Origin of the sequence: Bittarella massiliensis (ex Durand et al. 2017) (genome assembly GCF_009876955.1) — a bacterium.
GTDB classification, from domain to species: domain Bacteria; phylum Bacillota; class Clostridia; order Oscillospirales; family Ruminococcaceae; genus Bittarella; species Bittarella massiliensis.
In genome coordinates this window covers 165,152-179,743 of the sequence record NZ_WWVY01000002.1, presented here as the reverse complement: position 1 = coordinate 179,743, position 14,592 = coordinate 165,152, and the positions used below count along the sequence as shown (strand labels likewise).

Below are 14,592 nucleotides of genomic sequence, written 5' to 3'. Positions count from 1 at the left end.
AAAGAAATTGACAAACCCCAACCGGTGGGGTATGATGAAGTCGCTATCAAAAACAAATAGTCAAACGGGGGGCTGGCGTAAACCGGCTGAGATTGGGCAGTGACCTGCCCTGACCCGCGAACCTGTACGGATAATGCCGGCGTAGGGATTTGTCAGCAAGGGAACAGACTGCCAAGGCTGTACGGGTGCGCGCCCGTGCAGCCTTTTTTGCGCTGCGATGAGAGAAGGAGGAAGAAAAAATGAGTGAAAAACAACCGGAGTGCAGCATTGCTATCCAGGTCCTGCCCAAGGTGGAGGGCGAAGAGGTCATCCGCGTGGTGGACGAGGTCATCGCCTACCTGAAATCCAGCGGTCTGCCGGTCTTTGTGGGCCCCTTTGAGACCACGGTGGAGGGCCCCTTTGACCAGTTGATGGAGATGGTCAAAGAGTGCCAGAAGATCTGTATCCGCGCCGGCGCGCCGGGGGTCAGCTCCTACGTAAAGATCGCCTACAATCCGAGTGTGGGGGTGTGGTCCATTGACAAAAAGGTCACGAAGCATCACCAGTAAACTCTACCCCTTTGCCCTCATCGCCCTGCTGTTGGCGATTTGGAGCGGCATCTCCTACTTCGGCGTCCTGCCGGGGTATATGCTGCCCTCCCCCTGGGCGGTGGCGCGGGCCTTTGTCAAGGACTTCGGGCTCTTGATGGACCACGCCCGCATCTCCCTCTGGGAGTCCTTTCTGGGGCTGTTTTGCAGCACCGCCCTGGCCTTTGTGCTGGCGGTGCTGATGGACCGCTTCCTCTTTTTGCACCGCTCGGTCTACCCGCTGCTGGTGCTCACCCAGACGGTGCCCTCCATCGCCATCGCCCCGCTGCTGGTGCTCTGGTTTGGCTACGGCCTCACCCCCAAGGTGCTGCTGATCGTCATCGTCTGCTTTTTCCCCACGGTCATCGGGCTGCTCTCGGGCTTTGCCGCGGTGGACCGGGACGTGATCCGCCTTTTCACCTCCATGGGGGCCTCCAAGTGGCAGATCCTGTGGCAGGTGAAGATCCCCTCGGCGCTGCCCCACTTCTTCTCGGGCTTTCGCATCGCCGCCTCCTACTCCATTGTGGGCGCGGTGGTGGCCGAGTGGCTGGGGGGCGAAGGGGGCCTGGGGGTCTACATGACCCGGGTGCGCAAGTCCTATGCCTTTGACAAGATGTTCGCCGTCATCTTTTTGGTGAGCATCATCAGCCTGCTGCTGCTCAAGCTGGTGGGCTGGGCGGAGAAGAAGGCAATGCCCTACAACCAAAAACAGAAGTCTTGAAAATCGAGGAGAAAAGAAGAGATGAAGATGAAAAAGTGCGTGGCTGTCCTGCTGGCCCTCACCCTGTGCGCCCTGCCCCTGAGCGGGTGCAAAAAGGATGACTCCGGCGCGGAGAGCGGCCTGACCGACATCACCGTGGTGCTGGACTGGGTGCCCAACACCAACCACACCGGCATGTACGTGGCCCTGGAAAAGGGCTATTACGAGGAGGCGGGGCTCAAGGTGCGCATCCAGCAGCCCCCCGAGGACGGCGCCCTCTCCCTGCTGGCCGGGGGCAAGGCCCAGTTCGCCGTCAGCGTACAGGAGCAGATCGCCGCCGCCCTCGCCTCGGACAGCCCGCTGCCGGTGACCGCCGTGGCCTCCATCATCGACCACAACACCTCCGGCATCATCTCCCTGAAGGAGACCGGCATCCGCTCCCCCAAAGACCTGGAGGGCAAGCGCTACGCCGCCTGGGACAGCCCCTTTGAAAAGGCCACCCTCACCGACATCATGTCCGCCGACGGGGGGGACTACGACAAGGTGAAGATGATCCCCAACAGCGCCACCGATCTGATCACCGCCCTGAACACCGACATCGACGCCGCCTGGATCTTTTACGCCTGGGACGGGGTCGCCTGCAAGGTCAAGGGGATGGACTTTGACTACATGAACATGAAGGACCTGAACCCTGTCTTTGACGAGTACACCCCCCTTCTGGCCTCCAGCAACGCCTTTTTGCAGGAGCACCCCGACCAGGCCCGGGCCTTTTTGGCCGCCACCGCCAAGGGGTACCAGTACGCCATGGAAAACCCGGAGGACGCCGCCAAGATCCTGGTCAAGCACGCCCCCGAGATCGACGAGGCGATCGCCGTCGAGAGCCAGAAGTGGCTGGCCGACCAGTACCAGGGCGACAAGCCCCACTGGGGCACCTTTGACCCGGAGCGCTGGGGGAACTTCTTCAAGTGGATGGAGGAGAAGGGCCTGGTGGACAGGGACATCAGCACCGAGGGCTTTACCAACGACTACCTGCCCGCCCAGTGAGGGGAAACGCCATGTCTTTTTTTACCGCCGAAAAAATCACCAAGTCCTATGACGGGCGCACCATCATCCGCGACATCGACCTGCGGGTGGAGGAGGGGGAGATCGTCTGCCTGCTGGGGGTCAGCGGGATCGGCAAGACCACCCTCTTCAACGTCCTCTCCGGGCTGGAGCCGGCCGACAGCGGCCGGGTGACCCTGGACGGGACCGACATCACCGGCCGCACCGGGGTGGTCAGCTACATGCAGCAAAAGGACCTGCTGCTCCCCTTCAAGACGGTGCTGCAAAACGTCTGCGTCCCCCTGCGGCTGCAGGGGGTGGGGCGCAAGGAGGCCCGGGAGCGGGTGCGCCCCTACTTTGCGCAGTTTGGCCTGACAGGGTGCGAAAACCAGTACCCCAACCAGCTCTCGGGGGGGATGCGGCAGCGGGCCGCCTTCCTGCGCGCCTACCTCTTTTCCAGCAAGATGATGCTGCTGGACGAGCCCTTTGGCGCCCTGGACGCCATCACCAAGTCGCAGATCCACAGCTGGTACCTGCAGGTGATGGAGGCCGTTCGCTCCTCCACCCTCTTCATCACCCACGACATCGATGAGGCGATCCTCCTTTCCAACCGCATCTACATCCTCACCGGCGCCCCTGGGGAGATTGGGTTGGAGCTGCCGGTGCACTGCAGTGGCAGGCGGGACGCCGACTTCCCCCTCACCGACGAGTTCCGGGAGACCAAGCTGCGCATCCTCCACTTCATCCGCCGGTCGGTGGAGGGGAAGTAAAGGGCAGCCCGTTCGCCTTCCCACATCGACAGCCCGTCCAACAGCCCGCCCGGATGGCGGGCTGTTTTTGATTGCGATTTTGGCGGCCCCTTTCCGGGGAGGGCCAGAGCCCCTTCGCACCGGGCTTCCCGAGAGGGAAGGGTACGAAAAACGCAACGAGCAAGGCGATTTTGGAGATGAATGGCAAAAAATAGTCGTCCAGACGACCGGTTTGCCGGTGGCGGTGCGGGTCGTCCGGGCCTCCAATTTTGGTGTCCCTTGCGGAACGAAACCCGCATGATGCCCTTTTAGGGCCGATGTATCCCACCCGTTCAACTGGCGGCTTTGATCGTCTGCACCGCCTCCACTCCTCTTTTGTGGGCTTCTGCCCCGGCGACAAGGAGAGGTCCTCGCGAGGAGTGCCTTTTGCCGACGGAGAGAAAAGAGAAAATTTTACCGCTTTCCACCTTTAAAATCTGCTGGGATTGGAGTATAATAGGCCCATCGAAAAAGGAAAAAAGAAGGAGGATCTTGCAAGTGAAACAGACCTTTATCACCGGCGGCAACATCGTGGATGTGGAGGCCGGAACGGTCCTCACCGGCAGCAGCATTCTGGTGGAGGACGGGCTTATCAAAGAGGTGGGCGCCTTACAGGTCCCCGAGGGGGCAGAGGTGATCGACCTCAAGGGTGCCACCGTCCTGCCAGGGCTCTTCAACTGCCATACCCACATGAACCTGGCGCCAGTGGCCAACCCCACTTACACCGAGACCGACGCCCAGGTCACCATGTTCTCCCTGGAGCAGCTGAAGATGCACATCCAGTCAGGGGTGACCTTCATCCGCGATGTGGGCGGCATCCACTACATCGACGTGGACATCCGCGACGAGGCCAAGGCCGGCAAGATCCTCGCCCCGGACATGCAGGTCTCGGGCAAGTGCATCTGCATGACCGGCGGGCACGGCTGGTCCATGGGGCGAGAGGCCGACGGCCCCGACGACTGCCGCAAGGCCGCCAGAGAGCAGCTCAAGGCGGGGGCCGACTGGGTCAAGGTGATGGCCACCGGCGGCGTCATGACCAAAGGGGTGGAGCCGGGGTCCCCCCAGCTGGGCGAGGACGAGCTGCGGGCCGCCATTGAGGAGGCCCACAAGGTGGGGGCCAAGACCTGCACCCACGCCCAGGGGATGACCGGCATCAAAAACGCCCTGCGGGCGGGGGTCGACTCCATCGAGCACGGCTTTTTTATGGACGACTGGTGCTTTGACTACATGAAGGAGCACGGCGTCTACTACGTGCCCACCCTGGCGGCGGTGCACTGGATCGTGGTCAAGGGCACCGAGGCGGGCATCCCCGACTACGTGGTGCGCAAGGCTGAAAACGCGGTGGAGGCCCACCTGGACACCTTCCGCCGCGCCCACGAGGCCGGGGTCAAGATCGCCCTGGGCACCGACGCGGGCACCCCCTTCAACAGCCACGCCATGACCGCTTACGAGATGGTGCTGATGGTGAAGGCGGGCATGACCCCCATGGAGGCCATCCGCACCGGCACCATCAACGCCGCCGAGCTCTGCTCGGTGGAGGACAGCTTGGGCAGCATCGCCCCGGGCAAAAAAGCCCACCTGGCGGTCTTTGCCGAGAACCCGGTGGAAAATATCGAGGCCGCCCTCAACTGCGTGATGACCATCAAAAACGGCGAGGTCGTCTACCGGGCGTAAAGCCCCCTTTATAAAGCGCGCCAAAAGGCCTGGAAAACCAGACGGTTTTCCAGGCCTTTTTTTGCCTGCCGTGGGAGAGGGGAGGGGTTACAGCCACTCGCCCCAGCGCCTGACATAGAGCCGCTTGACCAGCTGGGAGGCCACACAGTAGCCGCCCAGCAGCAGGGCCAGACAGGGGAGGAAGGCCAGGGGCAGGGGGCGCAGGTCGATGGCCGCAGCCGCCGGCCCAAAGCCCAGAAAGAGGGCCACGGCCCCCACCACCCCGGTGGAGAGGGCCAGGGGAAGGGCGGCCCTACTCTGCACAAAGGGGATGCGGGCGGTGCGGATCATGTGCACCACCGCGATCTGCGACAGGGTGCCGAAGACAAAGCAGCCGCACTGAAAGAGGGGGGCCAGCCCCGCTGTATTCGCCCCCAGCCAGAACCAGAGCAGCAGGTAGAGGGCGATGTCGAACAGCGAGCTGAGGGGCCCCATGATCAGCATGAAGCGCTGGATGGTGCCGGTCTCCCAGCGGCGGGGGGAGCGGAGGTAGGAGGCGTCCACCCGGTCGAAGGGGATGCCCAATTGGGCGAAGTCACAGAGGAGGTTTTGGATGAGGATGTGCACCGGCAGCAGGGGGAGGAAGGGGAGAAAGAGGCTGGCCACCATCACCGAAATCATGTTGCCAAAGTTGCCGCTGGCGGCCATCTTGATGTATTTGACGATGTTGCCGAAGGTGCGACGCCCCTCCAGCACCCCCTCCTCCAAGACCATCAGGTCCTTTTTCAGCAGGATGATGTCGGCGGTCTCCTTGGCGATGTCCACGGCGCTGTCCACCGAGATGCCCACGTCGGCCTGGCGCATGGCCGGGGCGTCGTTGATGCCGTCGCCCATGTAGCCCACCGTGTGCCCGGCGCGCTGAAAGGCCTCCACCACCCGGCTTTTTTGCAGGGGGGAGAGCTTGGAGAAGAGCTGGCAGCGCTGCACGGCCTCGCCCAGGGCGCTGTCGTCCATCTCCTCCACCTGGGCGCCGGTGAGCCGGTGGCCGGTGTCGATGCCCACCTTGCCGCAGACCTTGACGGCCACCCCCTCGCTGTCCCCGGTGAGGACCACCGTGCGCACCCCGTGTTGGCGCAGGGCGGCGACGGCGGCCTTACTGCTCTCCTTGGGCGGGTCGAGAAAGCCGATGAAGCCCAGCAGCACCATCTCCCGCTCGTCGGCCACCGAGAAGTTTTCGGCCGCCGGGAGCTCGTTTTTCTGGGCGACGGCGATCATCCGTAGCCCCTCGGCGCTGTGGGCGGCGCAGACGGCGAGGGCCGCCTGCCGCACGTCGGGGGTCAGGGGCAAAATGGCCCCGTCCAGCTCGGCGAAGGCGCAGATCGAGAGCACCTCCTCCACCGCCCCCTTGGTGATGAGCTGCCGTTTGCCGCTGCCGTCGGACAGCACCACGCTCATCCGCCGGCGGCTGAAGTCAAAGGGAATCTCGTCCACCCGGGTGTAGCCCTCCAGCAGCGGGGGGAGGCCGTTTTCCCCGGCGCGGCCGATGATGGCCAGGTCGATGAGGTTTTTGAGCCCGGTCTGAAAGGCGCTGTTGAGGTAGGCGTGGCGGAGGATGCGCAGGTCGTCCCCGCCCCGCACGTCCATGTACTTTTCCAGCACGATCCGGTCCTCGGTGAGGGTGCCGGTCTTGTCGGTGCAGAGCACATCCATCTCGCCGAAGGTCTGGATCGAGCTGAGGGTCTTGACGATGGTCTGGTGTTTGGACATGGCCACCGCCCCCTTGGCCAGGGTGGAGGTCATGATCATGGGCAGCATTTCGGGGGTAAGGCCCACGGCGATGGTGACGGCGAAGAGGAGGGCGCTGCCCCAGTCCCCCTTGGTGAAGCCGTTTACTAGAAAGATGACCGGCACCATCGCCAACATGAAGCGGATGAGCAGCCGGCTGACCCCGTCCACCCCCCGCTCAAAGCTGTTCTTGGCCCGGTCGCCCGACAGGCTCTGGGCCATGGAGCCGAAATAGGTGTCGTTCCCGGTGGCCACCACCAGGGCGGTGGCGCTGCCGCTGATCATGTTGGACCCCATAAAGCCCAGGGCCCCCAGGTCGGTGAGGGCCCCCTTTTCGCCCCCGGGCAGCTGGGCAAACTTCTCCACCGGGGCCGATTCCCCGGTGAGGGCCGCCTGGGAGAGAAAGGCGTCCTTGGCGGCGAGAAAGCGGACGTCCCCGGGGATGATGTCCCCCGCCGAGAGGCGGACCACGTCCCCCGGCACCACCTGGTCGATGGGGATGGAGCGGGTCTCGCCCTCCCGCACCACATCGACCTGGTTGGAGATCATCGACTGCAGGGCGGCTGCGGCCTTGCCCGAGCGCTCGCCCTGCACAAAGGAGACTAGGCCCGACAGCCCCACCAGAGCCAGCACGATGACGACGGTGGTGACGTCGCCGCTCTGGGAGAGGAGCACGTCGGTGACAAAGGTGATGGCCGCCACCAGCAGCAAAACCAGGTTAAAGGGGTTGATAAAGGCCTGCCCCAGCCGGTAGAGAAGGCCGTGGCGCGCCTCGCTGCGAATGCGGTTGGGGCCGCACTCCTCCAACCTCTCGGCGGCGGCAGCGGCCGAGAGGCCGCGGGGGCCGCTGCCCTGCAATTGCAGGGCCTCCTCCCCGGTGCAGCGGGCATAAGGGCGCAGCAGCTCCTCGCTGGCTCGGCGTTTTTGAATGGCGCGGTTGGAACCGGCGCCGCTGTGTCTTTGCAGAAACATCTTGCATCATCCTCTCCATTCCAGTGTTGCCAAAAATGCAGAGCTGGATGAACAGGACCGAACGAAACTGTCTTTTTTTTTGCCGCCTGGGCGACGGACTGCGCGCCCCCTACCGAAAGCGGGAGGGGAGAGGCCGCGCAGCGGCGCACAGGGCGATTTGCCCCGGAGGGCAGTCGGGTCCGGCCGATCTGTCCCTCCACCTTCGAACGCGCATCCTCTCTCTCCTCCCGATGTGCACAGTGTATGGGGGCGCCCGTCTTGGCGCCCCCGTTTGGCCCTCCCATTATACGGCCGCCAGGGGGTGGGAACAAGGGACAATTGCCACGAAGATGGGGGTGTGCCCGGGCAGAATTTTGGGCATTTGGGGCAGGGAAGTACCCTCTGTCTTAGGGCGGGAGCGGGAAAAAAAGGCGGTTGACAACCGCTGCCGGGAACGGTAAACTGAAGCCGGAGTTGCGCTGCGCTAACCATCGGGCGCGGCGCGCTGAAAGGGGAGAGAGGATGGCCGCAAGGACCCGGACGAAGGGGCGGCACGGAGCGCAGCCGACGGCGGCAGGGCTGTGCTACCCGCTCATTTTGAAAGCGGATGGGCAGCAGCGCTCGGCCGACCTGGCACGGCGGCTGGGGGTCACCCAGGCCAGCGTCGACCGGATGCTGCAGGCCCTGGCGGCAGACGATTTGGTGGCCCAGCGGGAGGGGCGGCCCTGCTTGCCCCCCGCCGGAGAGCAGGCGGCCCAGGCGCTGGCGGCGCGCTGCCGCCAGGTGAGGGAGTGTCTCTGTCGCCTCCCCGACCTCCCGCCCCGGGCAGTGGAGGATGGGGCCCTCGCCGCGCTGGCCCTCGAGCTGAACGGCCGCTGAAGCCCGTCTTTTGACTGGCATGCGCCGCCGACCTGTGGTACACTAAAAGAAAATTGGAAGAGAGGAGGGGAGAGCGATGCGGGCCTTTTTGTCCCCCGCCAAGCAGATGCGCCCCTACACCCGCCCCGACGCGGTCCTGCGCGCCCCCCGCTTTGCCGCCGACGCCGCGCGGCTGGTGGGACAGTTGCGGGAGCTGGCCCCCTGGCAACTGGAGAGTTTGATGAAAATCAGCCCCAAGCTAGGACTGCAGGCCTTTTCCCTCTACCAGGAGTTTGGGGTGGAGCGGCCCCTGGCCCCCGCCCTCTACGCCTATGTGGGGCTGCAGTACAAGTGCATGGCCCCCGAGGACTTTACAGGAGAGGAGCTGGCCTTTGCCGACGCCTGCCTGCGCATCGGCAGCGGCCTCTACGGCCTGCTGGCCCCCTGCGACGGGGTGGCCCCCTATCGGCTGGAGATGGGCTGCAAGCTGGCGGTGGGGGAGAGCCGCGACCTTTACGCCCACTGGGGCGACCGGCTGGCGAAGGCCCTCTTTGAGGGGGGCGGGCCGGTGCTCAACCTGGCGTCGGGGGAGTATGCCCGCGCCATTGCCCCCCACCTGGGCGGTGGGGAGGAGTGGATCACCTGCCGGTTTTTGGTGCGCCGGGGGCGGGAGCTCAAGTGCCTCCCCACCGAGGCGAAGATGGCCCGGGGGCGGATGGCGCGCTACCTGGTCAAGCAGCGGGTGACAGACCCGCGCGCTGTTCGGGATTTCTGTGAGGACGGCTACCAGTTCTTGCCCCGGCTGTCGGGGGAGCGGACCTACACCTTTGCCAAGGGGCTGTAAAAAGGGGCTGGATCCACGCGGGTCCAGCCCCTTTTTCATTTCTCGTCGGCTGTCCCCTCGCCGGAGGAGGTCTCCTCCCGGGGGAGGAGGCGGCGCAGGGTGGCCAGATAGGTGGGGACGATCAGGGCGCAGGAGCCCAGCCAGGCCAGGGGGGAGGCCAGGCAGACGCCGGCATAGCCGATGAACCGGGCCAGCACCAGGGCGGCGGCCACCCGCATCACCAGCTCAAAGACGCCGGCCACCATGGGGACCATGGCCCGCCCCATCCCCTGGATGGTGTTGCGGTAGACAAAGACGCAGCCCAGCAAAAAGTAGAAGACGGAGACCAAGTTGAGATAGGTCTGGGCCTGGGTGAAGACGGCAGGGTCGGCCTCCCCCACAAACAGCCGCACCAGCGGGTGCCCCAGGCCGATGACCAGCCCCGCCCCCGCCAGGGAGAACGCCAGGGAGAGAAGGGTGGACTTGCGCACCCCGTCCCGGATGCGGCGGTACTTTCCGGCGCCGTAGTTCTGGGCGGAAAAGGTGGCGATGGCCACCCCGATGGAGGCCAGGGGCTGGGTGGCCAGCTGGTCGATCTTCGAGGCGGCGGTAAAGGCCGCCACCGTGGTGGAGCCAAAGCCGTTGAGCACCCCCTGCACCACGATGCTGCCCACGGCGATGATGCAAAACTGAAAGGCCATGGGGGTGGCGATGCGCAGGTGCTCCCAGGCAAAGCGGCCGCGCCAGGCCCAGTCCTCCCGGTGCAGCCGCAGGATGGCAAAGCGCCGGAAGATGTAGAGCAGGCAGAGCAGCCCGGAGAGGACCTGGGCGATGACGGTGGCCCAGGCGGCCCCGGCCACCCCCATGCCGAAGTTGACGATGAAGACGATGTCCAGCACCACGTTGCAGACCGAGGCGATGATGAGGAAGAGCAGCGGGGTGCGGCTGTCCCCCAGGGCCCGGATGACGCTGGAGAGGAGGTTGAAGAAGAGGGAGGCGAAGATGCCGGTGAAGATCACCGACAGGTAGCGGTAGGCGTCGTCAATGATGTCGGCGGGGGTATTCATCCCCTCCAGCAGGGGGCGGGCGGCCAGCAGGCTGACGGCGGTGAGCAGCAGGGTGAACCCGGCGCTGAGGAGGATAGAGGAGGTGAAGGAGCGGCGGACCCCCGCGGCGTCCTGCGCGCCGAAGCGCTGGGCGGTGATGACCGCCAGCCCCCCGGCCAGGCCCTGGGCAAACCCCAGCACCAAGAACATGATGGAGCCAGTGGCCCCCACCGCGGCCAGCGCGTTCACCCCCAGGGTGCGCCCCACGATGATGGTGTCGGCCATGTTGTAAAACTGTTGAAACAAGTTTCCGATGAGGAGGGGAAAAGAGAAGGTGAGCAGCAGGCGGATGGGGCTGCCCTGGGTCATGTCGCGGGTCACGGCGATCGTCCTTTCTTGACGGTTCGGGAGAACCGGTTTTTGACAACTCCTCTATGGTATTCCTTTTTGGCGCCAGGTCAAGACGGCAGGGGGATTTTGGGAAAAACTGTGCATCTGTCCAATTGCGGGGGGACAGGTACAGAGTTTTTGGGAAAGAGGTGGAGAAAGCCAGCCCCTATCGACGGGCTTCGCCCCCCTTTGCGCCCGAAAAACCGGGAGCAAAGGGGGAAAAAACCGCTTTACAAAGCGAAAAATTTGCCTTTTTTTCAAAAAATGGTATACTGAGTACACGATATCACCGGCAGTCTTGCCTTTATACATAGTATTGTTTTGTCGACGATCCCTGCCGCCGGTTTATAAATGAGACGACTATTTGGAGAGAAGGAGCCAACACCATGCCTGCAAAAGAGACAAGCTTAAAACTGACCGCCACCAAGGTCTACACCATTTCCGCCAAAGACAGCACCAAAGTGATCGAGGCCGCCGGCGAGGGCCGCGAGGCCATCTACCTGGCCGAGGCGGGTGCCGCCAAGGAGCAGCAGTGGCAGTTTAAAAAAGAGGGGCGCTTTTACAAGATCCTCAACAAGGGCACCGGCAAGTGCCTGGACGTGGAGATGGGCGGCACCGACAACGGCACCCGCCTGCACCAGTGGGAGTTCGCCGGCGGCGACAACCAGCTCTGGTTTTTAGAGGAGATCGGCGAGAACCTGGTGCGCATCAAATCCAAGCAGACCGGCAAGTGCCTCGACATCGTCGATATGGCCAAGTGCGACGGCGCCCAGCTGCAGATCTGGGACGACGTGGCCGGCGACAACCAGGCCTGGCTGATCACCGACGTGACCCCGGCCAAAAAGACGGTGACCCGCACCTCCAAGACCGCTTCCAAGACGGCCGCCAAAAAGCCCGCCGCCAAGAAGGCACCGGCCAAGAAACCGGCTGCCAAGAAGCCTGCCGCCAAAAAGGCGGCCCCCAAAACCGAAGAGAAGTAGCACTTTTCACACCGCGACAAAAGGCGGGGAGGCCCATTGGGCCTCCCCGCCTTTTTTGTGCAGTGGACGCGCCTAGCGGTCCATCAGCTTCTCTGCGTACTGGCGCAGCTCCTCCTGCGAGGAAAACTCGACCCCCGTCTGCTTGATGGTCTCCTGGATCAGTTTGGGCAGCCCGGCAAAGTAGCTGTCCTCGCTCAGGTGTGCGGTAAACTCGTTCATCTCCAAATCCTCCTTGTCAAATGGCGCTGTACTGCTAGTCTGCGCCGTCGGCCGCCGGGTTATTCCGTCGGCTTTTCTCTTTGTGCATACCCCCTGCAAAAAATTGCCATACTCAAGGCAGCAAAACGAGAGGGGGCTTCCCTTTTGAAGCTGCAAGACAGCAAGACAAAAGAACATTTGATGCGCGCCTTTGCCGGCGAGTGCCAGGCCCGCACCCGCTATCTGCTGGTGGCCGACGGGGCCGAGAGGGAGGGCTGCCTGACCGTCTGCCGGGCCTTTCGCCAGACGGCAAAAGAGGAGGAGGCCCACGCCCGCGCCTTTTACCGGCTGCTGGCCCCGTTGGCGGGCAGCCAGATCGAGTTCACCGCCGCCTACCCGGTGCACGGCGGCGACCTGGGCGCCTCTCTGCGGGACGCGCAGGAGGACGAGTATCGGGAGTGGGAGCTCTACGCCGCCCTCTCCCAAATTGCCCGGGACGAGGGCTTTTTGCAGGCGGCGGCCCTCTTTCTGGCGGTCTCCTCGGTGGAGAAGACCCACGGAGACCGCTTTGGGCAGCTGGCGGCCCAGGTCGAGGGGGGGACCCTCCTGCGGGCACGGGAGGCGCGCGGCTGGCGCTGCCAGCGCTGCGGCTTCCCCGCCTACGACTGCGCCCCGCCCCAAAACTGCCCCCTCTGCGGCGGCGGACAGGGGGGATTTGCGCGCTCCGGCGGGGGAGAGGGCTGACTGACTTAGACGGGGGAGAAAAAAGGGGCCGCGCCCGGCGGCGCGGCCCCTTTGCGGGAGTATTAGCGGATCTCGATTTGGTGGGACGGGGGAGTGATGGTGGGCGCTTTGGGCAGGGTGACGGTCAGCACCCCGCTCTTGTACTCGGCGTCGATGCCGTCGGCCTGGATGCCGGCGACGCTGAAACTCCTGGTGTAGGAGCCGCTTCTGCGCTCCCGCCGCAGGTAGTTGCCGTGGCGGTCCTCCTTGGACTCGTCGTGCTGGGCGGTGATGGTCAGGGTGTCGCCCTTGAGGTCCACCTTGATGTCCTTTTTCTCAAACCCCGGCAGGTCGGCTTTCAAAACGTATTTGTCCGGCTTTTCGATGATGTCGGTGCGAAACTGGGAAAAGTCGCTGCCGAAATCGCCAAACAGCTGTTTTTCCAATTTGTCCAGCTCGTGGAACGGGTTGTTGCGGATGGTCCCAAAAGGCATGAGTTCAAACATTGTCGATTCCTCCATTTCTCATTCTCTGCTGTGAACGGGTTTTCGGACTCCATTTGCGGGGTCACATTCGGTTGTGTCCCATTGGAAATCCCCTCTTTCTCTTCCTTACAACTGCAGTATACTGCGCATTTGTGACAAATCAAGGGATGAAATATGAACAATTTTAAAATGATTGGCAATCAAATTAATAGAGTGCTAAAACTTGAAAAAGAGGTGCGCGCACTGTGAAACGACGGTTTGTGGCCCTGCTGTTCTGCGCTTTCTCCCCCTTCCTCCTCACTGGCGGCAGCGGGGCGGGGGGCGCGCTGACCGCCCGCCCCTGCGCGGCCGTCTCCGCCCATCTCCCCGCGATGGAGGAGGGGGGTCTCACCGCCCCCTTTGCGGCGGAGGAGCTGGGGGAATTCACCCTCTGCGCCTACTGTACCGAGCGCTATGCGCACATCTGCGGCGGCTCGGACACCACCCGCAGCGGCGACCCGGTCTGCGCGGGGGTGACGGTGGCGGTGGACCCCGAAGTCATCCCCCTGGGCTCCACCCTCTACATTGAGGGGATCGGCTTTCGCAAGGCGCAGGACACCGGCAGCGCCATCCGCGGCCAGAAGATCGACCTGGCGGTGGGCCGGCACAGCGATGCCCTCTCGTTCGGGGTGCAGCACCGCCGGGTCTGGCTGGTGCAGTGACCCCTTTTCAAAGCCTGCCAGTTGTGGTATGCTTTGAAAAAAAGAGAAGAGGGGGACGCGCGATGCGCCGCCAACTGGACATCAACCCCAAGGCGTTTGGGAATATTTTAAACGGCTCAAAGGAGTTTGAGCTGCGGCTGTACGACCGGGAGACCTGGGATCTGCAGCTGGGGGACGAAATCGTATTCACCGACTTTGCCGACCGCAGCCGCCGGCTGGTGGTGCGGGTGGAGGGGCTGCTGCGCTACCCCACCTTTCGCGCCCTCTTTTCCGACCTGGACTACGGCCGCTGCGGCCCGGCGGACAGCTTGGAGAAGAAGATGGCGGGCATCTACCAGTACTACACCCCCGCGCAGGAAGATGCGGCCGGGGTGGTGGCCATCAAGATGCGGCTGCTGGAGCGGCTGTAAGGGTAAACACAAAAAAAGCAGAGGCGCCCGCTGGGGGCGGCTCTGCTTTTTTCTCTGTGAACGTTTACAGCAGTTTGGTGGGCTCCCCCTCCTCGGGGTAGAGCAGGGCGGTCAGCCCGTCCAGATAAAAGACCACGTACTCGGGGTTTTCGGGGGTGCCGTAGATGGCGTCCAGGGCGGGGTCGGCGGCAAACATGGCCTCTTTGGCGGCCTTGTCGTCTACAAAGACGGCCTTTCCGCACAGGCGCAGCCACTCCTCCCCCTTGAGGGCGCAGATCTCGCATTTGGGATTGGCCGCCAACTGGCGGTACACGGCTTTGGTGTTCTCGGTGCAGAAAAACAGCTTTCCCTCAAACTCCATCACCGAGCCGAAGGGCCGCACCCGGGGCTGGCCGCCGTCGTCGGTGGCCAGGAAGAAAGCGCCGGCATCTTGCAGAAAAGAGACGATTTCACGCATAGAAAGACCTCCCAAATTTTGTGTTGGCAATCTCTGC

General features: G+C 63.8%; 16 protein-coding genes and 1 riboswitch. Of the genes, 11 read left to right on the top strand and 5 right to left on the bottom strand.

The genetic code is table 11. The annotated features are described in order from the left end of the window. Positions 1–55 precede the first annotated feature (55 nt). Positions 56–165, top strand: a riboswitch (TPP riboswitch). Between the two features lie 74 nt (positions 166–239). The 5 genes from GT748_RS01915 (at position 240) to GT748_RS01895 (ending at position 4,769) form a co-directional block, all read left to right on the top strand. Continuing rightward, positions 240–548, top strand: a complete 309-nt coding sequence (locus tag GT748_RS01915; protein WP_021659402.1) for a thiamine-binding protein — start codon at positions 240–242, stop codon at positions 546–548. Then, positions 517–1,287 (top strand): ABC transporter permease, encoded by a 771-nt coding sequence (locus GT748_RS01910; protein ID WP_044992507.1) that lies wholly within the window; start codon positions 517–519, stop codon positions 1,285–1,287. Before GT748_RS01915 ends, GT748_RS01910 begins: the two co-directional genes overlap by 32 nt. 21 nt (positions 1,288–1,308) lie before the next feature. Continuing rightward, positions 1,309–2,310 carry an ABC transporter substrate-binding protein gene (locus tag GT748_RS01905; protein ID WP_021659400.1) on the top strand — a complete coding sequence of 334 codons (1,002 nt, stop codon included), beginning with the start codon at positions 1,309–1,311 and terminating at the stop codon, positions 2,308–2,310. 11 nt (positions 2,311–2,321) lie between these two features. Further along, complete coding sequence (locus tag GT748_RS01900) at positions 2,322–3,077, top strand: ABC transporter ATP-binding protein (RefSeq protein ID WP_021659399.1); 756 nt, start codon at positions 2,322–2,324, stop codon at positions 3,075–3,077. Positions 3,078–3,593: 516 nt separating this feature from the next. After that, positions 3,594–4,769 (top strand): metal-dependent hydrolase family protein, encoded by a 1,176-nt coding sequence (locus GT748_RS01895; protein WP_044992505.1) that lies wholly within the window; start codon positions 3,594–3,596, stop codon positions 4,767–4,769. An 87-nt stretch (positions 4,770–4,856) separates the two neighbouring features. Here the strand turns inward: GT748_RS01895 and mgtA are convergent, their stop codons facing one another. Next, the gene (gene mgtA / locus GT748_RS01890; RefSeq protein ID WP_021659396.1) at positions 4,857–7,505 is read right to left on the bottom strand and encodes a magnesium-translocating P-type ATPase; all 2,649 of its coding nucleotides are present in this window, start codon (positions 7,503–7,505) and stop codon (positions 4,857–4,859) included. A 501-nt stretch (positions 7,506–8,006) separates the two neighbouring features. Here mgtA and GT748_RS01885 point away from each other — a divergent pair. Together GT748_RS01885 and GT748_RS01880 are read left to right on the top strand one after the other, a co-directional pair. After that, entirely contained in the window at positions 8,007–8,363 is a 357-nt protein-coding gene (locus tag GT748_RS01885) for a helix-turn-helix domain-containing protein (RefSeq protein WP_021659395.1), read from the top strand. Between the two features lie 76 nt (positions 8,364–8,439). Further along, positions 8,440–9,186, top strand: coding sequence for a YaaA family protein (locus tag GT748_RS01880; RefSeq protein WP_021659394.1), 747 nt, complete (start codon positions 8,440–8,442; stop codon positions 9,184–9,186). 35 nt (positions 9,187–9,221) lie between these two features. On the opposite strand, the gene GT748_RS01875 is transcribed toward GT748_RS01880, so the two are convergent. After that, a complete protein-coding gene (locus GT748_RS01875) occupies positions 9,222–10,592 on the bottom strand; it encodes an MATE family efflux transporter (RefSeq protein ID WP_044992503.1) in 1,371 nt (456 codons plus the stop codon). A 395-nt stretch (positions 10,593–10,987) separates the two neighbouring features. On the opposite strand from GT748_RS01875, the gene GT748_RS01870 reads away from it, so the two are divergent. Continuing rightward, complete coding sequence (locus tag GT748_RS01870; RefSeq protein WP_021659391.1) at positions 10,988–11,581, top strand: RICIN domain-containing protein; 594 nt, start codon at positions 10,988–10,990, stop codon at positions 11,579–11,581. A 72-nt stretch (positions 11,582–11,653) separates the two neighbouring features. Here the strand turns inward: GT748_RS01870 and GT748_RS15125 are convergent, their stop codons facing one another. Beyond that, on the bottom strand, positions 11,654–11,800 hold the full coding sequence (locus GT748_RS15125) for a hypothetical protein (protein WP_185916121.1): 147 nt from the start codon (positions 11,798–11,800) through the stop codon (positions 11,654–11,656). A 144-nt stretch (positions 11,801–11,944) separates the two neighbouring features. On the opposite strand from GT748_RS15125, the gene GT748_RS01865 reads away from it, so the two are divergent. Continuing rightward, positions 11,945–12,523: a rubrerythrin family protein gene (locus GT748_RS01865; RefSeq protein ID WP_052537642.1), complete on the top strand. Its 579-nt coding sequence runs from the start codon at positions 11,945–11,947 to the stop codon at positions 12,521–12,523. A 62-nt stretch (positions 12,524–12,585) separates the two neighbouring features. Here GT748_RS01865 and GT748_RS01860 read toward each other — a convergent pair whose 3' ends face one another. Further along, a complete protein-coding gene (locus GT748_RS01860; protein WP_161222303.1) occupies positions 12,586–13,008 on the bottom strand; it encodes an Hsp20/alpha crystallin family protein in 423 nt (140 codons plus the stop codon). 224 nt (positions 13,009–13,232) lie between these two features. On the opposite strand from GT748_RS01860, the gene GT748_RS01855 reads away from it, so the two are divergent. Beyond that, positions 13,233–13,688, top strand: coding sequence for a 3D domain-containing protein (locus GT748_RS01855; RefSeq protein WP_052537641.1), 456 nt, complete (start codon positions 13,233–13,235; stop codon positions 13,686–13,688). A gap of 62 nt (positions 13,689–13,750) precedes the next feature. Next, positions 13,751–14,098 carry an ASCH domain-containing protein gene (locus GT748_RS01850; RefSeq protein WP_021659385.1) on the top strand — a complete coding sequence of 116 codons (348 nt, stop codon included), beginning with the start codon at positions 13,751–13,753 and terminating at the stop codon, positions 14,096–14,098. Positions 14,099–14,162: 64 nt separating this feature from the next. Here the strand turns inward: GT748_RS01850 and GT748_RS01845 are convergent, their stop codons facing one another. Further along, a complete protein-coding gene (locus tag GT748_RS01845) occupies positions 14,163–14,555 on the bottom strand; it encodes a pyridoxamine 5'-phosphate oxidase family protein (RefSeq protein WP_021659384.1) in 393 nt (130 codons plus the stop codon). Between the last annotated feature and the right edge of the window lie 37 nt (positions 14,556–14,592).

Bases quoted from the DNA above. Each gene is read 5' to 3' on its own strand.
- GT748_RS01915 (WP_021659402.1), top strand. From the start codon at position 240: ATGAGTGAAAAACAACCGGAGTGCAGCATTGCTATCCAGGTCCTGCCC.
- GT748_RS01905 (WP_021659400.1), top strand. From the start codon at position 1,309: ATGAAGATGAAAAAGTGCGTGGCTGTCCTGCTGGCCCTCACCCTGTGC.
- GT748_RS01900 (WP_021659399.1), top strand. From the start codon at position 2,322: ATGTCTTTTTTTACCGCCGAAAAAATCACCAAGTCCTATGACGGGCGC.
- mgtA (WP_021659396.1), bottom strand. From the start codon at position 7,505: ATGTTTCTGCAAAGACACAGCGGCGCCGGTTCCAACCGCGCCATTCAA.
- GT748_RS01885 (WP_021659395.1), top strand. From the start codon at position 8,007: ATGGCCGCAAGGACCCGGACGAAGGGGCGGCACGGAGCGCAGCCGACG.
- GT748_RS01880 (WP_021659394.1), top strand. From the start codon at position 8,440: ATGCGGGCCTTTTTGTCCCCCGCCAAGCAGATGCGCCCCTACACCCGC.
- GT748_RS01870 (WP_021659391.1), top strand. From the start codon at position 10,988: ATGCCTGCAAAAGAGACAAGCTTAAAACTGACCGCCACCAAGGTCTAC.
- GT748_RS15125 (WP_185916121.1), bottom strand. From the start codon at position 11,800: ATGAACGAGTTTACCGCACACCTGAGCGAGGACAGCTACTTTGCCGGG.
- GT748_RS01860 (WP_161222303.1), bottom strand. From the start codon at position 13,008: ATGTTTGAACTCATGCCTTTTGGGACCATCCGCAACAACCCGTTCCAC.
- GT748_RS01850 (WP_021659385.1), top strand. From the start codon at position 13,751: ATGCGCCGCCAACTGGACATCAACCCCAAGGCGTTTGGGAATATTTTA.
- GT748_RS01845 (WP_021659384.1), bottom strand. From the start codon at position 14,555: ATGCGTGAAATCGTCTCTTTTCTGCAAGATGCCGGCGCTTTCTTCCTG.